Source organism: Providencia sp. PROV_01 (genome assembly GCF_053098325.1).
The window spans coordinates 2,348,680-2,367,024 of the sequence record NZ_JBRFKD010000002.1 but is presented as its reverse complement, the minus strand read 5'-3'; the positions used below and the strand labels follow the sequence as shown (position 1 = coordinate 2,367,024).

Annotated in this window: 22 protein-coding genes; all 22 read right to left on the bottom strand. The window is 42.5% G+C overall.

Annotation, left to right across the window (positions count from 1 at the left end):
• Positions 1-2 precede the first annotated feature (2 nt).
• A complete protein-coding gene (locus ACU696_RS11500) occupies positions 3-659 on the bottom strand; it encodes a tail assembly protein (RefSeq protein WP_238564551.1) in 657 nt (218 codons plus the stop codon).
• On the bottom strand, positions 563-1,297 hold the full coding sequence (locus tag ACU696_RS11495; RefSeq protein WP_420801594.1) for a C40 family peptidase: 735 nt from the start codon (positions 1,295-1,297) through the stop codon (positions 563-565). The genes ACU696_RS11500 and ACU696_RS11495 overlap by 97 nt, the downstream gene beginning before the upstream one ends.
• A 2-nt stretch (positions 1,298-1,299) precedes the next feature.
• Positions 1,300-1,998, bottom strand: coding sequence for a phage minor tail protein L (locus ACU696_RS11490; RefSeq protein WP_238564553.1), 699 nt, complete (start codon positions 1,996-1,998; stop codon positions 1,300-1,302).
• A gap of 53 nt (positions 1,999-2,051) precedes the next feature.
• Positions 2,052-2,351: a hypothetical protein gene (locus tag ACU696_RS11485; RefSeq protein WP_102140757.1), complete on the bottom strand. Its 300-nt coding sequence runs from the start codon at positions 2,349-2,351 to the stop codon at positions 2,052-2,054.
• A gap of 148 nt (positions 2,352-2,499) precedes the next feature.
• Entirely contained in the window at positions 2,500-2,826 is a 327-nt protein-coding gene (locus ACU696_RS11480; RefSeq protein ID WP_238564554.1) for a phage tail protein, read from the bottom strand.
• Between the two features lie 45 nt (positions 2,827-2,871).
• Positions 2,872-5,868 (bottom strand): phage tail tape measure protein, encoded by a 2,997-nt coding sequence (locus ACU696_RS11475; protein ID WP_238564555.1) that lies wholly within the window; start codon positions 5,866-5,868, stop codon positions 2,872-2,874.
• The gene (locus tag ACU696_RS11470) at positions 5,843-6,166 is read right to left on the bottom strand and encodes a phage tail assembly protein T (protein ID WP_238564556.1); all 324 of its coding nucleotides are present in this window, start codon (positions 6,164-6,166) and stop codon (positions 5,843-5,845) included. The genes ACU696_RS11475 and ACU696_RS11470 overlap by 26 nt, the downstream gene beginning before the upstream one ends.
• Before the next feature lie 14 nt (positions 6,167-6,180).
• A complete protein-coding gene (locus ACU696_RS11465) occupies positions 6,181-6,564 on the bottom strand; it encodes a phage minor tail protein domain-containing protein (RefSeq protein WP_172767088.1) in 384 nt (127 codons plus the stop codon).
• 43 nt (positions 6,565-6,607) lie between these two features.
• Positions 6,608-7,099, bottom strand: a complete 492-nt coding sequence (locus ACU696_RS11460; RefSeq protein WP_172767087.1) for a GIY-YIG nuclease family protein — start codon at positions 7,097-7,099, stop codon at positions 6,608-6,610.
• 206 nt (positions 7,100-7,305) lie between these two features.
• Positions 7,306-7,818 carry a phage tail tube protein gene (locus ACU696_RS11455; protein ID WP_198634823.1) on the bottom strand — a complete coding sequence of 171 codons (513 nt, stop codon included), beginning with the start codon at positions 7,816-7,818 and terminating at the stop codon, positions 7,306-7,308.
• 11 nt (positions 7,819-7,829) lie between these two features.
• Positions 7,830-8,228 (bottom strand): phage tail terminator protein, encoded by a 399-nt coding sequence (gene gpU, locus ACU696_RS11450; RefSeq protein ID WP_198634822.1) that lies wholly within the window; start codon positions 8,226-8,228, stop codon positions 7,830-7,832.
• On the bottom strand, positions 8,228-8,791 hold the full coding sequence (locus ACU696_RS11445; RefSeq protein WP_198634821.1) for a phage tail protein: 564 nt from the start codon (positions 8,789-8,791) through the stop codon (positions 8,228-8,230). Before ACU696_RS11445 ends, gpU begins: the two co-directional genes overlap by 1 nt.
• The gene (locus ACU696_RS11440; protein WP_238564608.1) at positions 8,769-9,065 is read right to left on the bottom strand and encodes an ATP-binding protein; all 297 of its coding nucleotides are present in this window, start codon (positions 9,063-9,065) and stop codon (positions 8,769-8,771) included. Before ACU696_RS11440 ends, ACU696_RS11445 begins: the two co-directional genes overlap by 23 nt.
• Positions 9,066-9,068: 3 nt before the next feature.
• Positions 9,069-9,416, bottom strand: coding sequence for a DUF2190 family protein (locus tag ACU696_RS11435; protein ID WP_198634819.1), 348 nt, complete (start codon positions 9,414-9,416; stop codon positions 9,069-9,071).
• An 82-nt stretch (positions 9,417-9,498) separates the two neighbouring features.
• A complete protein-coding gene (locus ACU696_RS11430; RefSeq protein WP_336298591.1) occupies positions 9,499-11,547 on the bottom strand; it encodes a ClpP-like prohead protease/major capsid protein fusion protein in 2,049 nt (682 codons plus the stop codon).
• Positions 11,516-13,021, bottom strand: a complete 1,506-nt coding sequence (locus ACU696_RS11425; protein WP_238564607.1) for a phage portal protein — start codon at positions 13,019-13,021, stop codon at positions 11,516-11,518. The genes ACU696_RS11430 and ACU696_RS11425 overlap by 32 nt, the downstream gene beginning before the upstream one ends.
• Positions 13,018-13,233 carry a hypothetical protein gene (locus tag ACU696_RS11420; protein ID WP_238564606.1) on the bottom strand — a complete coding sequence of 72 codons (216 nt, stop codon included), beginning with the start codon at positions 13,231-13,233 and terminating at the stop codon, positions 13,018-13,020. Before ACU696_RS11420 ends, ACU696_RS11425 begins: the two co-directional genes overlap by 4 nt.
• Positions 13,230-15,341 carry a phage terminase large subunit family protein gene (locus ACU696_RS11415; RefSeq protein ID WP_096863826.1) on the bottom strand — a complete coding sequence of 704 codons (2,112 nt, stop codon included), beginning with the start codon at positions 15,339-15,341 and terminating at the stop codon, positions 13,230-13,232. Before ACU696_RS11415 ends, ACU696_RS11420 begins: the two co-directional genes overlap by 4 nt.
• The gene (locus tag ACU696_RS11410) at positions 15,338-15,841 is read right to left on the bottom strand and encodes a DUF1441 family protein (protein ID WP_102140851.1); all 504 of its coding nucleotides are present in this window, start codon (positions 15,839-15,841) and stop codon (positions 15,338-15,340) included. Before ACU696_RS11410 ends, ACU696_RS11415 begins: the two co-directional genes overlap by 4 nt.
• A 408-nt stretch (positions 15,842-16,249) precedes the next feature.
• Positions 16,250-16,732 (bottom strand): hypothetical protein, encoded by a 483-nt coding sequence (locus ACU696_RS11405; RefSeq protein ID WP_238564605.1) that lies wholly within the window; start codon positions 16,730-16,732, stop codon positions 16,250-16,252.
• A gap of 5 nt (positions 16,733-16,737) precedes the next feature.
• A complete protein-coding gene (locus ACU696_RS11400; RefSeq protein WP_238564604.1) occupies positions 16,738-17,061 on the bottom strand; it encodes an STAS-like domain-containing protein in 324 nt (107 codons plus the stop codon).
• Positions 17,030-18,145 (bottom strand): ATP-binding protein, encoded by a 1,116-nt coding sequence (locus tag ACU696_RS11395; RefSeq protein WP_238564603.1) that lies wholly within the window; start codon positions 18,143-18,145, stop codon positions 17,030-17,032. The genes ACU696_RS11400 and ACU696_RS11395 overlap by 32 nt, the downstream gene beginning before the upstream one ends.
• Positions 18,146-18,345: the final 200 nt, after the last annotated feature.

The following is an 18,345-nucleotide window of genomic DNA, read 5'->3' as shown; positions in this document are numbered from 1 at the left end:
GATTACGTCTCCCCACTACCACCATGTTTGCCCACATCAATATCTTTTGCATCACCGTCATCAATAATTTCAACCGCTTGTGAAATCACCCTTGAACCACACATAATCTCACCGTATGCAATTGGTACCGCCATACCCTGCGCGACTGCGTTTTCAAGGTTGCTAAAGTATGTATTTCCCTTTTCTTCTTCAGAACGCGATAAATTAGCTGGCTTAGGCATTGGCGTTAACATTTGCGCGACCCCACCAATCATCATTGCACCGCCTGCCAGCATCATCGACGCGCCAAAACTCCAGCCTGCAGGGTTCCACCACCCAATCGCCAAAACGGCTGCGCCGGCAATAAATTGAAAAGCTCCACCTGTTTTTGCACCCTCGATACGCGGAACGATGTGAATTACCGCATTTGCCATCAGAGGTTCATGGACACGCTGGTGTAATTCGCTGGGGTCAATATCGGAACCGCTAATGCGAATTTGGTACCAGCCATCACGGAATTGTTGTTTTAGATTGGGAATTTGAAGAAATAAGGCATGAAGCCCTTCAGCTGCGGTTTTAATATTTAAATCGAATCGACGGCCAAATCGTTGCAGATCCCCATAAAAGCGGATGGTTGCCAATCGCGGTAGCGCCAAATCGAGTGAGTCATTCGTTGCCATCTTTCGTTATAAACCTCTCGCTTGCTCAATTGATTAGGAACGTGATGCAAAATAGTTTGGTCGCCCAAGTAGATTGCGGCGTGATTCGCCCGAGAACTGGCATAGCAACACAAAATGATATCGCCGGGCTGAATGTCTCTTTTGACTTGCTTAAAGCCATTTTCCGCTAAGTTATCTAAATAAAGCTCCTTCCCTTGCCGCCACCAATTGTCTTCACGGTCAAAATCTGGCAATGAGCAACCGGCTAAATGGTAAGCGTCACGAAATAGGCCATAACAATCTGTAGAGCCATGAATAAACTCACGGCCTAATAACTTAGGTACGCACTCAAATTTGATAATTTTTTCATCGCAAACCAGCCACCAGGGGAGATTTGTTTTTAACTGGTGCGCTCTATCTGCTGTACTTAAATAGGGATTGCCACCGGGGTGACTATGAGCAATAGCGATGACTTCGCCGATCTGGCTAGCTTGAATATAGTCCTCGGCAGCAATTGAAAAATGATTTTCAGGATCGGTATGTTGGTTTTCACAAGGAATATAAATCTCGGTACCGTCTTGAATAATCACAAGGCCACACGATTCCTGTGGCGCCATGCGTTTTGCATGTTCCAAAATAGTTTGTTCTAACATGAGGATCCTTATTGACTGAGGCGAGACGAAGAGAGGAAGCAACCTATTCGATGTGTGTTATTTCTTAATTTACAATCAGATAAACGCTTACCACATTTATCTTTAGTTGGGTCTTGAGTTGGGTTGCCGAGCTCATCAGCAACCGGCCCTCCTTTATACCCGCACTCTTCAGACCGATAGCCAAAATTACATACATCCGAAAGAATGACTCGAGCTGGAAAAGTTGCACCATCTGTTTCCGTTGGGGCGGCAAGTTCCCATGTTGCAGTTTCAGCATTAAGACGGGTTAGTTGCTCAATCACCCATCGGCTAACTTGCTCTTGCGTTGGATCCGCATTGTCATTGCCACCAGCAAAATTCGCGGCATCGAGGAATTGTGCCGTTGTCTTACGACGAATAACAGTACCTCCTAATCCTGAGTTTAGGCGGCTAGCGATACCAAAAATTAGGCCAAACAAATTAGACAGTGAAATGGTTGGGCGTGTCGATGGGCCTTTGCCATTTAAATCAAAACCATCTCCCATGATAGGGTAAGGTTCATATTCTTGGCCTTGCCAAATAACCGGTCCTGATGATTCATTGGTACCGTTGTGGAATCGATACCGAATTCCACCTATATTTGTTAGGTCTATTTCATAGAGTATAATTTCTGCTTCTGCCTCAAGCTTAGTTGTCGCGATCAGTAATTCCGGTGGGATGTTATGCATTTATTTTGCCCATAAAAAAACCACCCGAGGGTGGTTTATAAAGTATCTAGCTATTACTCCGATTTGATTTCAGCCATGTTCTTATCATATTGACCTTGAATATAATCAAACATTTCTACGGAGTCGTCACATTCCTTTCCTTTTTCACTGTTAAGTTTACATCTGTAGTATGTCAGCGTGCTGATGCTAGTCATAGCACTTAGATTTTCTATTTGCCACTTACAGAATTTAGGATCTTTATGGTCAGAGCAAGCCTCTTTCACCATTTTAATAAAAAAATCCTTTCCTGATTCATTATCTGATGCAATTGCAATAAACGGCAATAACATTATTAGAAATACAAATCTATTCATTACCCAACAGCTCCTTTGTTATTTTTTTATAAATTAGCTCATGATTTTAACTCGTTAGATTGCAGTGTAATCACTAACTGTCAATGGTAGCTTATGAGTTATGATATTTAAAGAATGCAAATAAATCACAAAGTGATCATCTCAACTATCAGAGCACTTCTTCAAATTCGGCACTTATTGTTTTGCGGATATTGCCGCTGTCTGAAGACCATTTTTTACAAACCACTACAACTGCAGGCTTATTTTTAGTCGGTTGAAATAAAAATGATTTTACCCCTCCATGGCGCTTTAAAAAATCTAACGCCTGATTAGCCTTTTCTGGTGTGAGAGATAGGTTCACATTGAATTTTTCAAGCTGTGAGTTTAGCCCATCAGGTTTACGTTGTTCATACCCATCACCAAAACTAACAGTTCTGACTCGGGGAGAGGATTCTGTTCCCATCCCCGGTTTAATAGGCCAGTTAAATGCTTCCATTACCCCTCCATTATTCAGCCCTCAAAGGAGGGCTTTATGCTATGGTTACGCTGAAAATGAACCACCATCACGGCGCTGAGATCTCAAATAATCCTCAGCTCCTTTTTTACCCACTTCATAAACTGCTTTAAGTGCTTGAGGTCCAATCTCACCATTTGATCCGTCATTCTGAATGGTGACATGATTGGTTTGATAAAAATCACCAGAATTCGACTTAGCATTCCCAGCAATAACTCCTAGCTTCCCATCGATTCCCCTACGTAAAGGTAATATCGCCTCTGGTCCTGCTTCACCCATTAATCCAGCGCCCCGAGCAAACGGGAATAAAGTTGGCTGTGATACAATTTGTCCACTGTACGCACTAAGACCAGGAGAGTTGTATACGCCCCCTTTTGCGTTAGCAGTAACACCACCAAAGCCAAAGGCTTCAAATCCTTTAACAATACTCATTTTGATAGCAATTTCCGCTAGCATTTTCAAAATTGATTTAGTGAAGTCTTTAAAGTTGGCTTGTCCATCCACTAGCACGCTAGACAGTGTGGAACTAAATCCATTTAATGTCGCTGATGTAACGCTTTGAATTTGCGCATTAGCATCTAAGGCTGCATCCCGATAATCACCCCAAGCTGTTTTCATGCCAGCCATCCAATCTTGCTTTGCAGCATCTTCTTGGGCAAACGTGGATAGTTTTGCACCCTCAACTTTCCCCCACTGCGGAGTATTGCCATAGGTTGAGCGTAACTGCTCTATTTCGAGTGCCCGTTGAAGTTCTAAGGATGATTTACCTAGTGAATCAGCAATAGCTTTTTGTCGTGCTTCTTGCTGTTTGACGTATTTATCAGCCTGATCTTGCAATTTATTAAGATGTTCTTGTTTGGAAATTTGGTCGCCCAAATCAGCTAATTTCATCTTATTGGCTAAAATACTTTCTTTATTTTTTAATAAAGATTGTTCATCAAAGGATAATTTACGAGTTTTGCTTGCCTCCTCTAAAACATTAAATTTGGCTTGTTCTAGCTGTAAATTTTTACGCTGCTGACTAATAAAGTCAGTGGTCGAGGAGTGCTGTTCAAGCAGCTTTAACTGAGCCTGAAGAGAGGTAACTTCAGCTTGTGCTGATTCATCGTTACGCGTTCCCATATCAGGGCGAAATACCTTACCTTTCGGTGTATTCGGCACTTTTCGATCTGCATACTTTCGCTCAATGTCTGCCTTGTATTCCTGATATTTTTCCTCTCCCAACGCTTTTCTGTCAAACTCTAATTTTTCTAACTCTTTCTTCCTTTGGGTTTCTCTTGAAGAAAATTTGTTTGCATATTCATTTTGAATTTGGATCTTGCGCTTTTGGCTCTCTTCCTCTCTTCTTTCTGACAGCTTTCTTGCATTTTCCATGTCTTGCTGATATTTTTTTTCCTTCAGCTCAAGAAGCTCATATCTTAGATCATCAGCTGTTTGCCCTGTTTTGTTGAAGTGAAGACCTTTGGATACAGGATTTATTTGGAAATCAACAAGCTTTTCTTCATATTCCCTTATTTGTTGGTTAAGCGTTTTGGCTCTTCCTAAGTCAAGCATTGCATCCCATGCGCCTACAGCCATATCTTTAACGCCAGCCCAAGCAGATTCTAAGAAACCTAAGTTTTCAACAATTTGAGACGTTCTGTCTCTCATTGAATTAGCATAAGATTCCATGGCGATTTTAGCGGCATCAGATGTACGCCCTTGTTCCTCAAGCGTAGTTATTTGCTCAAGTTGCGTTGCCGTTAAAAAGTGGAGAGACTTATCCAATTCCATAACAGCTTGAACCGGCTGATCTTTGAGTCGCTGAAATTGCTTGATAGTTTCATCGATAGATTGGCCTGTGGCCTTTTCCATTTTTGCCGCAACGCCAGCAACCATGTCTACCTGTGAGCCAGTGAACGAACCCGAACCAACGACTTGTGCCAGCGCATCAGCCATTTTGTACTGCGTGATACCGTCACCCGAAAGTGACCTTGCTAATTCATTAAGTTGGCCTTTGGTTTTAGCGGCATAGTTGCCCGTTAAAATAAGCTGTTTATTGTACTCGCTGAGCTCTTTAGACCCTTGATAAGCAGCAACGCCAAATGCCGTTAATGCACCAGCACCACCAAACATGGCCACTTTCCATGGTGTGATTAAAGATGTGATCGCTTTCAGTGAATTACCAAACCCACCAAACGAGTCTTTAATTTGCCCTCCCTGCTGAACGGCTACTAACCACGGTGGCATGCCGGAAGCCAAAGAAGTGACAATATCGGTCATTTGCATTGGCAACTGTCGCATTGCTTGGCGATACTGGCCAGAGCTAATCGTTACACCTTTTAACGCTACGTTTTGTTTTTCAAGTTTGCGAATGTAAACATCAGCTGAACTTGAAACACCAAGCTGTGCTGCTTGAATACGTAACATTTCAGTGCGAGACAAGTTCTGTTGAGTCACTTGTTCTTTTAACTTGTTAATAAAACGCTGCTTGGCCTGCGTCTGCTCTTCTTCGGCTCTTGTGGTTGTTTTAATTATCCCACCGATTCGATTTTGAAGTGTCGCATACTCTTTACCAACCAGGAGCCCGTTTTGTAAGTCTCTGTTAAGACGCTGGCGTATTGCTTGGGCTTCTTCAAGTCCTTTATTGTACTTTTGCAATGCATCCATTTGCGCATCATACTGTGCAACAAGTCCAGTATTTGATTCGGGGCGCTTTCCTTTACGCATCTCTTCTTCAAAAATGCGCTTCACATCTATGTGATTCTTTTCAACGGCCCGTGCTTCTGCTTCAAGCTCTGAAATTTTTTGTTGATGCGCTGCTGCGGACGCATCACTAAATTGTTTGAGTTGGGATTGCCGCTTCCTCTGCCTTTCACTTTCCTTTGCTGCAATTCGGTCCAATGCATCTTGACGCATTTTCGCAAATCGCTGGTCATCACGCTCCTGCTTATTTAATTCACGCTCAACACGTCCAGCTTTCTCAAGGAATTCGGTTGTATTCGCGCCAATCTTAATCTCAAGATCCGCTATTTGGTTGCTCATATCGCACCCCTCCGACAATTCCCTCGCAGATTGTCTGCAGTGTTTCGTCTGACATTTCTGTATCACTCGCCTCTACATCGGTCAGTAACATAAAATCGGTTAACTCAGTATCACCACCAAACATGGTCTGAAATACGGTTTTCTGTAATGCAGCAAATTCGGTATCAATAAGCTGAGGCGTGAACGGTACTTTGCTGAAATGGTCGGTCCAATCGCTATACTCGGTTGCACTGATTTCATCTAGCATTCGTCGCCAGTCAGGTCGCCCAAATTCACGCGCCAGTCGCAAAGCAAACACACGTTCACGTGCGACTACTTTTCCAGTGATTCAGGCTCCTGCGCTTCTTGCCCTTCTTTTTCACTAGGGTCGCTGTCATTGCTCATGCCGCTTAGTTTAGAGGCGGTATCAAATGCGGCTTTTAAGGCTGAATCACCCCAGTTATCGAGTATTTCCTGATAGATGGTTTCAATGTCGCGATTTCTATCTGTGTTCCAAATCGAGCGAGAGACAATCCATGTAAGTTGCTCAACGCCATGTCGATTTGCTTTAGCTCCCAGCGCGTGACCTTTGAGGTTTTCAAGTTCACTCTCTTGATGGACTAATAATTCAAAATACTCAGCACGCTGCAGGGCAGTTAATTCAGAAAGAATGATAACTTCTTCACCAATTTTGATTTCTTTTTTCTTTAAAAACATATCGATACCTTTTCGTTAATAATAAAAAAGGCCGCTTAGCGACCTATTCAATATCAGTGTGTAATGAGATAGATTTAAGTGACTCAATGTCTGTATTACTTAAAGAAAACCATTCACCATGTTTCCTTTTGTCAGCATATTTCTTATGAAGCATACCTTCTGTTTCAGAACCCCCTTTTATCAGGCATTCTAGTACTAGGTCGTCAGGACCTGAGTTTTGCAGCGACTTAATTCTTTGCTTAACATTAGACGAGTAGCCAATTTTTGTGAGTTTTGTTTTTTTTGAGCTTAAGATATAAACAAAGCAATCTTCCGCTGCATGTTTTCTCTCTGACTCTCTGTCGAACATGCTTACAATTCCATTGTGTGCTAATAGCTTCAAAAACCAAACTGACTCAATCCCGTTACGCTTTAATAATTCACCTATAACGTCCAAGTCATTAAGCATGCCCATCATGCATTCGCTCATGTCGTACCCACACTCCTTGTATGTCGCGATCATTTTCTTTAATTTCTGCTCCAATAAATTATTCATGGTGCTTACCTTATTTAGTAATGAACCCTTGCCGAAATAGGAAACCAGCCCATCGAAGCGACACCAGCTATAACTGATCCCCTCAAAGGCTCATTACCTAAATTTTGGCTCGATGTTTAACATGTGAATGTGCTTTCGGTGCACAGGGTGAAATGCATATAAAAAAGCCACATTTCTGTGGCTATATAATTGATTTAAAAGTTTTATTACTCTTTTGGTTGAGGTGCCGCTTTACCCTCTGTCTTTGGGGGGATCTCTTCTGCCATGGTTGGGCGCCCCGTATTCTTAATCTTCACTGTTCGAGTCATGGTTTCTTTGATTGGAATAGATTTACCTAGGCCGCTAATCCAGCCCTTAAATAAATCCAGCGTACCATTTGGGTATCGGATTTTGTAAAAGCGCGGGAGGCCTTCATCAAACCATTTAACAAGGTCTTTTTGCCCTTCTTCGCCCGGCAACCATGCAAGAGTGACACTGGTTTCACCCGAGGATTTTTCGCCCTGAGTGGTGTTTTCCCAGTCGCCATTGGGGTCGTCTAGATAGCTATCGTCTTCACTTGCCGCCGTAATTTCGCCCGGCTCTAGTGATTTGATTCTGGCCAATCGAGTAAAACCCGTATCAAGATACGGATCCTTGGTAGGGTCATCTGTTCCGGTGTATACCCAGAGTGTCGTGCCAGCCCCTTTTGTGGGCTCCAGTGGATTTGGTACTTTTGCCATCTTAAAATTCCTTACATTTCATATTCAATTTGGTAAGTAATATCAACCGATGCCCATAGTGCCATTTCATCATCACGATCATAATCAAACCCTTTTGGCGTCATATCGGTTAATACGTCACCTAAATTGGTTATGTTTTTGATTGCTGGATACAGTTTTTCTTCTACCCATTTATCTAAATCAGAATCGGTTTTGGCCGCTTTTAGAAAAAGCTCGATATGAAGAATGGCAGTCCATTGGTTGCTATCAAGGTACTTTGGATCTGGATGAGGTTCAGTTAAATAAACAGCAACAACAGGCAGTTCATTTTCATCGAAGTTAACGGGTCGCCCGTCATAAGTTGATAATTTTGGGATGCTAGCCTTGAGGCCTTCAATCACTAGTTCGCGGATCTTGGTGTGCTTAATCACTACCCCCCCTTAAAATACAGCCGCAATTGGTTGTTTAAAGCGTCACGCATTTCTTTACTCATGTCCTCCTCGCGGACTTTAATGGCATGCTCTTCAAAGGCTTCCGTTAGCGGTTTAGAAACAGGTATTTTGACAACATCAATCGGGTAGCGACTTAAGCTTAGCCGTTGCATGACGTGCCATTTGCCATTTTTTAACTGTTGAATAAACGCGCCTTTAAAGGTGAATTTACCCACTTTCAAAACGCTACCATGCCGCCGCTCAATCCCTCGACTTCGGGATAATTGAACACGCGCAGTGCCAAGTACAATCGCAGGCAAGTTTCCCCTGTTTACTGTGATGCGCGCTTTAGGGTTAGCATGCTTTGCACTGGCTTTTTGCAGCTTCACTCGCTTGCGAATGATCTTCTGTTGAATTTTGACTTCTTTAGATGTTTGCTTAACGCTACGACTCACCGCTCGAGCGGCAATACGATTAATCGCCTGTGCCGTTGCAATAGGTGTGACTTTCTCAACAATAATGTTAAGGTTTCGAATGGCTTCATCCTTCCCCTTCATCGTCATTATCCTCTAGAAAAATCATCCACTTGCCATTAAATCGCTGATAGCGAGTGACCAGATAAGAGCAACCACCAGCAGCCACTTTGTCGTTTTTTCTAGGTTGATAACCCGCTGAAAAAATGACATAAGAAAGCCCATCCCCTGTGACGGGGCCGAATTCAGGTAGAAAGTGAGAATCCACCCCGATGTGGTCTATACCGTTAATAGATATAGGCTTTCCCATTCGTTTAGTGGTGAGTGCGTCCAGTCGATCTGTTAACCTCTCAAACGCACTCATAAATTAACCGCCTGCTGCCGCTGTCGCTGGGAAAATATTCAGTTTAACGGGAACCATTTCCGCACTCGCTTCAGCAGCTTCCCATGTGATACCCACAGGAACGCCACCTTTGTCAGCAACAACCCCTTTATCACCTGTCACCGCTTGACCTGCCGTTAATGCAACGCCCGCCTTTTTCTTTAGTAAAAAGACACCTTCAGCAAATCCATCACCAGTTTCCCCTGGTTCAATATTTGTTGCAGCGATACAAGCTAATGCACCCACCATGACCAAATCGCCACTGATAATAGCGGTTGCACCTGTATTTTTAATTTCAACAGTTAACCCTTGTTGTTGATAATTCTTAGCCATAACTTCTCCTTCTGGCCCCGAGGAGCCAGATTTTAGGTATAAAAAAAGCCCGTTAGGGCGAGGGTTTTAACCTGTAATAAGGTTATTTCGTATCAACACGAACCATGCCGCGATAATCTACTGGGGCAACCCCTGCATCGATACGAACTTTAGTGGTTACACCGTCAGAGCTGAATCCTTCTTCTTGGTCAATGTAAGGCGTATCAACACCATCAAGGTAAGCAACTTCAATGGTATCTGTACCTTGCGCCGAGGTCAGGAACCACGTTGGTTTATCTTTACTCGCGCCACGAGATAAACGAGATTCACGGATAACTTCAACAATATCTTTGACTGGGTTAATGATCCCCGCGTTGATATCCGCACCTTTAACGCTGCTAGAACCAATAACTTGTTTGGCAGAAGTTGCTAAGGCCGTTGGAACCAGCATAAATGCAGGTTCAATATTTAACTCACGCTCACCTTCTTTTTGCTCTTGCATTAACGCACAAGCAGCCGCAATCGTATCAACATCCATACCGCCACTGGTTAAGTTTGCGTGTTTTGTATCAAACATTTTAATGTTATCACCGCTGAAGATTGCGTTATCCATCAGGATAGCGTAAACCAAGTCACCAATGGTCGCTTTGGCTGCGCGGCCTAGTTTCATCGGGGTATCAGTGAGCATTGACATATCATCGTTAATGATAGCTTGGCGAGTAATGCTGAATAACTCACCGTAGGTTGCCAGTGCGATAGTTGCCTTTTTATCACCCGTAGTGACGTACTTATATTCTGCCCCTTCGCGAACTTCACGAATGGAGTTAAACCCGCCCATTCCAACACGGGTAGCCGGTTTAAAGTCGCCTAAGTGTCCTTTTTTCGTCCATTTTTCAAACGTTTCTGGCGCTTCATTCCAACCTTGCAAAATAGATTTATTTGCTACATCTAACAAAATATTACCGAAGTCAGATGTGCCATGAGTAAAGGCCATGCCAACCATTTGCATTGAGTTACGAGTCGCAATACCAACGCCACGATCCGTTAATGACATGCGAGCCAATTCACGTAATGTCATGCAGTTATAAGGGTTATCAGCATGTGCTTCATCATATCCTGCACGCGCCATTAATGATGCTCGGACGCTATCCCCGACAAGATTACCGTTATTCGCATAAATATGAGCACCGTAATTATTTTTATTTGTTGGTGTCGCCTCTTTGGCTACCAAATCTAAAATTTTGTCTTTTGCTTGCTCGACGGTGCAGTTGATATCTGTCAGGCACTCAACCATGATGCTGTCATGCTTACCGCCGAACATCGCAAACAAATCTTTAATCCCATTCATGCGCGTTTGCTCGGCTTGTCGTGCTTGCGCCTGAATGCTTGCCGTATCTGGCTGTTGCGTATTAGTTGGATTTTGTGATTGTGGTGCAGGCTCTGTCGCCGGTGCGTTTGATGCTGTTGTGTTTCGTGGGTTAGCTAAGCTATTTTTCAAGGTGTTTTGTAATGATTTCGGCATGGATTTAAATTCCTCAATGCGTTTAGATGAAAGGCTGGCCATCGCTTTGACTGGCTCAATAACAGAGTTAGCAAAACCGTGCTCCACGCACTCTTCTGCCGTTAACCATGTCTCTTCGCCGAGCATGGCTTCAATTTCTTCTTTGGTTTTTCTTGTTTTCTCCATGTAGGCAGGAATCAAAACGTTTTCGACTTTATCGAGCAGATCGGCATAATCGCGCATATCATTGGCATCACCCCACGATACGCCCCAAGGTTTATGGATCATCATCATGGCATTTTTTGGCATTTTGACTTCATCGCCCACCATGGCAATAACTGACGCCATTGAAGCTGCTAGCCCATCGATATAAACCGTAATGGTGGCATTGTGATTTTTGAGTTGGTTATAAATGGCGATACCCTCAAAAACTTCACCGCCGGGCGAATGAATATGGAGGTTGATATGGTTGATATTACCGAGGGAAATTAAATCTTCGGTAAATCGCCGGGCGCTTATCCCCCACATGCCAATTTCGTCATAAATATAAATGTCAGCTGAAGTTTCACTGGTCGCTTTCATTTGAAACCAGCTTTTCTCCGGTGCCGACATTAGCGGTTTACTCATCGTCGTGCTGTTTTTTGGTAGCATGAGATGTGTGTTTCTCGTCTGCATTGTCGTTACCTTTGTCGTTGGCGGGATCTGTGTCATAAACCAATCCAAGCCGTTCATTTTCATCAATTTCCGCTTTGCGGCGGCGTTTAACTTCTGCGGGGTTACCACCTCTAGCGCGAACCCAATCACTCTCTGTTGCCGCCCCTCCTCGAATTTGTGTTTTCCATGCCGCTGACTCTTTAAGTGGATCTATCCACGGCATAACAGGCCCGCTGTAAGTCGCGTTGTACAGTGAATCACGGTCAACATCAGCTGGAACCACAATGACGCCAGCAGCAATAGCCATCTGTAACCATTGTCGATAAACAGGTCGGCTAACTGAGCCGCAGAAGGTATCTTGCAAGATGTAATACCCTTCAAATGATTCCACCAGCTCTTGCCGCTGCGCGCTGTATGTCCCGTTATAATCCCGTGCAATACTGGAATAACTACCGCGACTTCCCGCTGCAACCGCTCTAAGTTGACCATTCCGAAAGTTTTCAAGGTTTGGATTAGGCCTATCAGACTTGATCATGCCAACATCTTCACCCGGTCGTAATTCATCAAAAATAATCCCGGGAACAATATCGATAGTGCGGTCCTCATATTCCCGCTCATCATCGTAAGTCCCTGCATCACCTTTCTTGATGTACATCCCTAGAGAGGCCGCGATACGTGCGGCCGTCAACTCTGCATCTTCGTAGTCTTTTAGAGCACTTAAACGCATTAAGATGCCGGAAAATAAACTATTACCACGCAACTGATGTAATCGACGCACATATTTCAAGTGCAGCATGTTTTCCGTCAGGATAGATTTAAGTTCCCCCATCTGCTGGCCTGCGGTTAACAAGTTTTTATAAACAAAGTAAGTTTGTGGGCGACCCCAATCATTTAATTGGATCCCCTGTCGGATATTTTTCCCGGTATCATCCAAGTGAATCGGAACAAAATCTGGCTCAAGTGCTTCAAGCCAGAATGGAATACCCGCTTGCTTATCAAGCCCTTTCTGATTTCCTCTGACTAATTGAGCAAAAACTTCACCATCACGGATCCATGTTCGAACCAAAAGACGCTCAAGCATTGGACGGGTAAATTGCCCTGTAACCTCTGGACGAATGGACCATTCAGACCATGCAGTTCTGATTTGCTTGGCGAGGTCATCATGGATCTGCCCTGTAAGTGATAGTGGCTGCGGCTCAACAATAATCCCTTTGCTACCAACAATGCGCTCTTCCATTTTGTCGAGAATACCAATCACAAGGTCGTGGTTATTATCTAGCCATCGCGCTTGCTCACGTAAGGATTTACCACCAACTTGTGTTAATTGGTTCGCATTTCGATTCTCTCGACGCGCCTTATGAAGCCGAGAGGGGTTTGCAGCTTCATAAGCATGAATGGCATAGCGTGACTTGGCTCGTTGACTCGCCCATGACGGTGAAAATACCGCAATCGCCTTCTCCAGCATATTCATGAGAGCCTCGCTAATTTATAACCAGATGACTTGCGATTAGCGGCGCTACTTTGTGAATATCGACGCTCCCAATATTCCCGCCCCTTGCAGATCTCGCTAAGATTTTCCATTGTCATTGACTGCCCATTAAATGTAATACTCTTCCCCTGCAGTATTTCCATTTCTGCTTTTAAATACGCATCTAGCATTTCTTTAATTTGCTCACGGGTCATACCCATCCCCCTGAAGTTGCAGACACAGGAGCCCATGCCGAGCTTGTGCTAGGTGTGGTTTCTTGTGTTTCTGTTTGAATTTGTGTTGATTTTTGAGGAGGTTGATTAGGCGCTGGACGAGATGGTTTAACATCACTGATATCCGGCAACCGAGCCCATTTAGGCGGGTTCTCCCATTTGATTTTTTCGTAACCAAGCAAAATTACCAACGCATGCGCATAGACCATTAAGTCAAATGCTTCGTTAGCCCCTTTACCCGGTTTACTCCATTTCCCGTTACTGTCGCGCTCTTCATACGTCAATTCATCGTAGAAAGAATCATCAAGCCAATCTGGGAAATGAATATAGTTAGGGCCAACAGTGTCTCGCCCAAGATGAGCAGAAATGCGATCCTTAAGCTCATTAGTTTGTAATAAATGAATAGGTACATCACCCCGCGCTTTTGCTCGGCGATCTGAACGGTTAGTGTTATCAGGGTAAGATTTAGTAATGAGCTTGCTTTTCGCTTTACCATCCCCCTTAAATAAATAAACTCGCCTCGCTAACCCCTCCTTCTTACATTGTCGCCAAAATTTATACGCATTATCAGTTACCCCTTCTTCCCCACCGGTATCTATTGCCATGCAATGGACGCCCATTTCAACGTTGTCATGATCGTGAATTGGGTAAGTTTTATCGAGCACATCCGTAATGAGAACATCCCAGTCCTCCGCGTAAGATGAAGGATTAATGGGCAGCGATTCACCATCTTCATTTGTTCTTAGTGAATGAGTGATATCAAATCGGTCAATTATCCAACGCTCACCTCTGGTGCCATAGCCTGTGACCTGAACGACAAAACGCCGCTTTTTACCGCCCTGAACGTCAATAGTTGCAACAAGAAAACGAACGCCATTAGGCACTGAACCATAGTCCCAATACTCTGCTCGGGCTTTAAGATCATCGCCGCTTCGCTGTTCTTGACTGATTTTTGGTAAATAAGGTTGTCCCCAGTCGGTATTAATAACGGACTTTAGTGTTTCCTCACTACCGGTTCGCTCGTATTCCTGCTCCGCATTAAGTAAGTTATAAACTAACTTTTCCCATGTTTGATAAGCTGCTGCGGGGCCTTCCATCCAAAATGAAGCAATGCGCGACTCTCTTGGCTCACCCGTTACAACACCATTTTGGTCAATAGACTGCCCCTCTCTAAGCCAAACCCCTTTATTGTTTAGTTCTCTTTTCTGCTCAGGTTCGATAATTCCCATGCAGTGTGGGCACTGTAATCGAGCGGCTTTGCTGCCCATTGTTGGGTCATCGCCCTCACTAAAACCCACCATGTTTTCTCGAATAGGCAAGAAATACTCCGAACAATGCGGGCATGGCCAATACCACCGACGACGATCACCCCTATTATAAAGTGACAAAATCCCCGTTGTAGGTGGGGCTTCATGAGGTGTATTTCGTCGCCATTTACTGTCTGTTATTTCTCGACCTGGGGAGCTTTCAACAAGTGTTTTCCCTGCAGACATAAATGTGGTTGTACGCTTTGCGGCTAGTGTGTAGGCATCGCCCTCACCGTCAATATCTTCGGGAAATCGGTCATAATCCGTTAATGCCACAAATCGATAATCCGAAGAGGACATGATATTGACGGATGGCCAACCAATTTTTAAGTAATTTCCTGCCCTAAATGTTTTGTCATGGACGTTATTATCATTACGGTGTGGACTTAGTCTTTTAGCCACTTCACGACTAGAGCGAAAGGTTCTGTCTAATCGTTTTTTAGAATGCTCTCGCGCTTTTTCTTCCGTCATTTGGATAAGAAGAAAATCCGCGGGGTCACACACAATGACATAAACAATCCAGCCATCAATTAACCCCAGTGATTTACCTGTACGAGCTGGACCAACAAATATCACCGAATCATAGCGGCGATCTGAAAGGCAGTTCATGGGTTCAATAATGTAGGGGGTTAATGAATCATCCCACGGTATTGATGAACCTTCACCCATGGGAACACGCATATATTTTTTTACAGCCTGAGCAATTGGCATTCTACGGGGCGCCTTCAATAAGGATGCAACATCCTTTCTTACCGTTGATGCTGAAGCGTAATTTACTGTCATTCGTCAAAATCCTCCGCATCCATCACGCGAGAAGCGAGAATATCCCGTAATTCATCAACAATGATTTGCACCTCTGTGAGCTGTTCTGCATTCCAGCCCTTATCTCGCTCTAATTTATCGGGCCATGTATCTAAAACTTGGGTTATTGCTTTAACTAATACCGCCATTTCCAAATGCACATCGGCAACAGGAACCAATTGTTTAAGTGTGGTTTCTAGTTTTATCCGTTCGTTTTCAGACTGGAACCAATCTTTCCTATCTTTGGGTGGCATTAATGATGGATCTTGCAGACTGTTCGTATTGGCATCAGGGTCAGCGCCGAAAAGTATCGGGCCAATATCTCGTAAAGCGTAAACGGGATTTCCCCGAACCATATTTGCTATCGGGGTGTTTGCATCGAGCAATCGCTTTTTAACTGTTCCGCGATTCAAGCCGAATGCTTCAGCAATCTTAGCCACGCTCCAGTTGTAGGCGTCCCCCAGATTGCTGATGTTGGACATTGACACCTCACTCTGTCAGGTGAAAACTGATATTTTTATTTATTATCAGATAGATATAACACATTGAGGTGACAACTCATTTTGAAAATTGTCACCTCAATATTGATATTTACAAACTAAATCAAAAGGTTAGCCCACCTGCTGCTGACAGCATGAAAAATTGAAAATGAGCCGTTTCCCGCGCGCGCGCCGCCTCGTGGTAAGGGTACCCCCTCGGGAGTACCTTTTGAATTTTCCATAAAATTAATTATTTTCATTGAGTTAAGGTTTCTTTGAGCACAAAAAAACCACCCTTAGGTGGTTAGTCAATTACTACATAAATCCATAAGCTGAATTTTAATTGTCATATCTTTATAAAGAACTATCAGAACATCTGTAAGATAATTAAAAATGGATAACTCGCGAGAGTTAATAAACCTTTTCTTTCAAATAAACAAGCACTGACTTAAGCGTAACCCTCTGATCAAAGTACCATTTTGTATAATTCTTTTCAATATCCTCTAAGATATTCATTTTCATATCTTTCAAATCACTATCTATTTTATTTGTATTAGAAATTAACTCTATTGGTTTTGATCTTAGCTCAGCTAACTCGCTAGCTGAAACTAACTCCAAACCACTTTTCTTTTTCAAATGCCTCAAATGCAATTCTATTATAGAGAGCTTTTCTGTTATTAAGTCATCCACAGTAGCTTCTGTAACTCCTCGCTCCCCTGTTTTTTCAATTAACGATTGGAAAAAATCATCAAAAAGTGAAGATAATTTATCTTTTAATTTGGAAATTTCAGCTCGATTAAAGGCTCTATTATTTATGTAGGAAGACACTCCCCACCCGAGAACTGCAATACAAGTCGATATAAGTGCTATAATGTATCTATCCATTGAATTCATTTGAATCACACCGATGCAGCAGCGTTTATACGCTCATCAATTAACAGGATAATGCTAGGCAAATCATTATGCTTATACGTTAGCTTTTCCTCTAGCTGTTTTTTTGTGAACCCTTCATACCTTATAAGACCACCAAAAGACTCATCAATAAATGAACGACCATATCTATTATAACCAGTCAAATCAACAATAACATGGTCAAACTCCCTCAACGCAGGAGCTAGCAGCTTTTTCCGGAAGCGCTCACCATTCCCATCGCCATCAATCTCATAACGACCATATGGTTTTTTGGAAAAATCATTTACGATTGTAATCGTTTTCTGGCTCATCATACTCAACCTTTATATTCCACTGGATAAGTGTACCTTCAATGCTAGAAGGTAAATCAAATACTTCTGCTTTGCCATCTTTAATAATGTATAAACCATTTCCACTGAATATCCATAATTTACCATGTTCATTCTTATTAACTAGCGCTTTTATGCTTTTACTACCTTGTCCATGCTTAGTTTCACCGGTGCCTGACACATCATCTACCATTGATACAGCTATCTTAATAGCATCAGAAACTTTACCTAGTGCTATTTTAAGCCTTAACCCATTTACATCAAGTTGATCTTTCTGTAGCTCAGTATGAATTTTTCTAACTAAATCAGGTTGTGATAGCACCAACGTATCCCAATACCAGCTTTTATCAATAACAGTCTCAGGAATACCTACCCCTTTATCATAAATAGCTAAATAAAGCTGATCCTTAGCTAAATCACACTTGACCCACCATTTTTTATTGCTGGGCTCAAGCTTTGGATAGGCGTGATATGATACATTATTAATTGTCTCATGAACCGCCCCTCCATAGATATTCTCAGTATCAGGAGACATCCTACGTTTATAGATTTTTTCTTGTATAAAATCAACGATATCATCTCTATACTGTCCGCCGACTCCAGAAACAACAGGCATATAATCACGATCAAAAAAAGGTTTCAACTCATTATTTCTGCATAAAGTTAAAAAACCTGAGTTTTTCAATATACGATTAACCTTATTTTCTCTTGATAATGAGTAGACTTTAAATGATATGCCCCTGTGAATAGCTTTCTCAACAGCAGCATACAAAATAAGCATTGCAGCAACTTTCAAATAACGCACTTTTGAAAAATCTAACGTTACTTTAGTCTTTATTTCACGATCAATATCATCAATTATCTCTATAATATTTTTAAAATTTTTTTTATCTTCAATCTCGTAAATAGAGAATTTTTCTGGAAATTGTATGTAGGCAGATTCTCTCTTGCTATTACCTTTTTTGTTAGGTCTATAGCGTGAGTACTCGAGTCCCTCTCTTTTTAGCTTAATCAGCCACCTTTTCTCTGCGATCCCCTGCTTAATAGCATTTTTATCTTTTTTCATGCTGTTAGTTCACTTGGCTATTAGTAAGTTAGAAATTCATAAACAATCTTTATCATATTATGCTGTATTATTAATCATTTAACCAACTGAATTTAAGCGATATTCAGCTCATCTGAATATTTAGAGTAAATAACTGTATTTTTATAAATAAATGCTCTTATTACTCTTTTGGTTAAAATATTCACTTACAAAGATAAATC

Excerpts from the sequence above, each read along its gene's own strand:
- ACU696_RS11500 (WP_238564551.1), bottom strand. The coding sequence starts at position 659 with ATGGCAACGAATGACTCACTCGATTTGGCGCTACCGCGATTGGCAACC.
- ACU696_RS11490 (WP_238564553.1), bottom strand. The coding sequence starts at position 1,998 with ATGCATAACATCCCACCGGAATTACTGATCGCGACAACTAAGCTTGAG.
- ACU696_RS11485 (WP_102140757.1), bottom strand. The coding sequence starts at position 2,351 with ATGAATAGATTTGTATTTCTAATAATGTTATTGCCGTTTATTGCAATT.
- ACU696_RS11480 (WP_238564554.1), bottom strand. The coding sequence starts at position 2,826 with ATGGAAGCATTTAACTGGCCTATTAAACCGGGGATGGGAACAGAATCC.
- ACU696_RS11475 (WP_238564555.1), bottom strand. The coding sequence starts at position 5,868 with ATGAGCAACCAAATAGCGGATCTTGAGATTAAGATTGGCGCGAATACA.
- ACU696_RS11465 (WP_172767088.1), bottom strand. The coding sequence starts at position 6,564 with ATGTTTTTAAAGAAAAAAGAAATCAAAATTGGTGAAGAAGTTATCATT.
- ACU696_RS11460 (WP_172767087.1), bottom strand. The coding sequence starts at position 7,099 with ATGAATAATTTATTGGAGCAGAAATTAAAGAAAATGATCGCGACATAC.
- ACU696_RS11455 (WP_198634823.1), bottom strand. The coding sequence starts at position 7,818 with ATGGCAAAAGTACCAAATCCACTGGAGCCCACAAAAGGGGCTGGCACG.
- ACU696_RS11445 (WP_198634821.1), bottom strand. The coding sequence starts at position 8,791 with ATGACGATGAAGGGGAAGGATGAAGCCATTCGAAACCTTAACATTATT.
- ACU696_RS11440 (WP_238564608.1), bottom strand. The coding sequence starts at position 9,065 with ATGAGTGCGTTTGAGAGGTTAACAGATCGACTGGACGCACTCACCACT.
- ACU696_RS11435 (WP_198634819.1), bottom strand. The coding sequence starts at position 9,416 with ATGGCTAAGAATTATCAACAACAAGGGTTAACTGTTGAAATTAAAAAT.
- ACU696_RS11430 (WP_336298591.1), bottom strand. The coding sequence starts at position 11,547 with ATGCTACCAAAAAACAGCACGACGATGAGTAAACCGCTAATGTCGGCA.
- ACU696_RS11425 (WP_238564607.1), bottom strand. The coding sequence starts at position 13,021 with ATGAATATGCTGGAGAAGGCGATTGCGGTATTTTCACCGTCATGGGCG.
- ACU696_RS11420 (WP_238564606.1), bottom strand. The coding sequence starts at position 13,233 with ATGACCCGTGAGCAAATTAAAGAAATGCTAGATGCGTATTTAAAAGCA.
- ACU696_RS11415 (WP_096863826.1), bottom strand. The coding sequence starts at position 15,341 with ATGACAGTAAATTACGCTTCAGCATCAACGGTAAGAAAGGATGTTGCA.
- ACU696_RS11410 (WP_102140851.1), bottom strand. The coding sequence starts at position 15,841 with ATGTCCAACATCAGCAATCTGGGGGACGCCTACAACTGGAGCGTGGCT.
- ACU696_RS11405 (WP_238564605.1), bottom strand. The coding sequence starts at position 16,732 with ATGAATTCAATGGATAGATACATTATAGCACTTATATCGACTTGTATT.
- ACU696_RS11400 (WP_238564604.1), bottom strand. The coding sequence starts at position 17,061 with ATGAGCCAGAAAACGATTACAATCGTAAATGATTTTTCCAAAAAACCA.
- ACU696_RS11395 (WP_238564603.1), bottom strand. The coding sequence starts at position 18,145 with ATGAAAAAAGATAAAAATGCTATTAAGCAGGGGATCGCAGAGAAAAGG.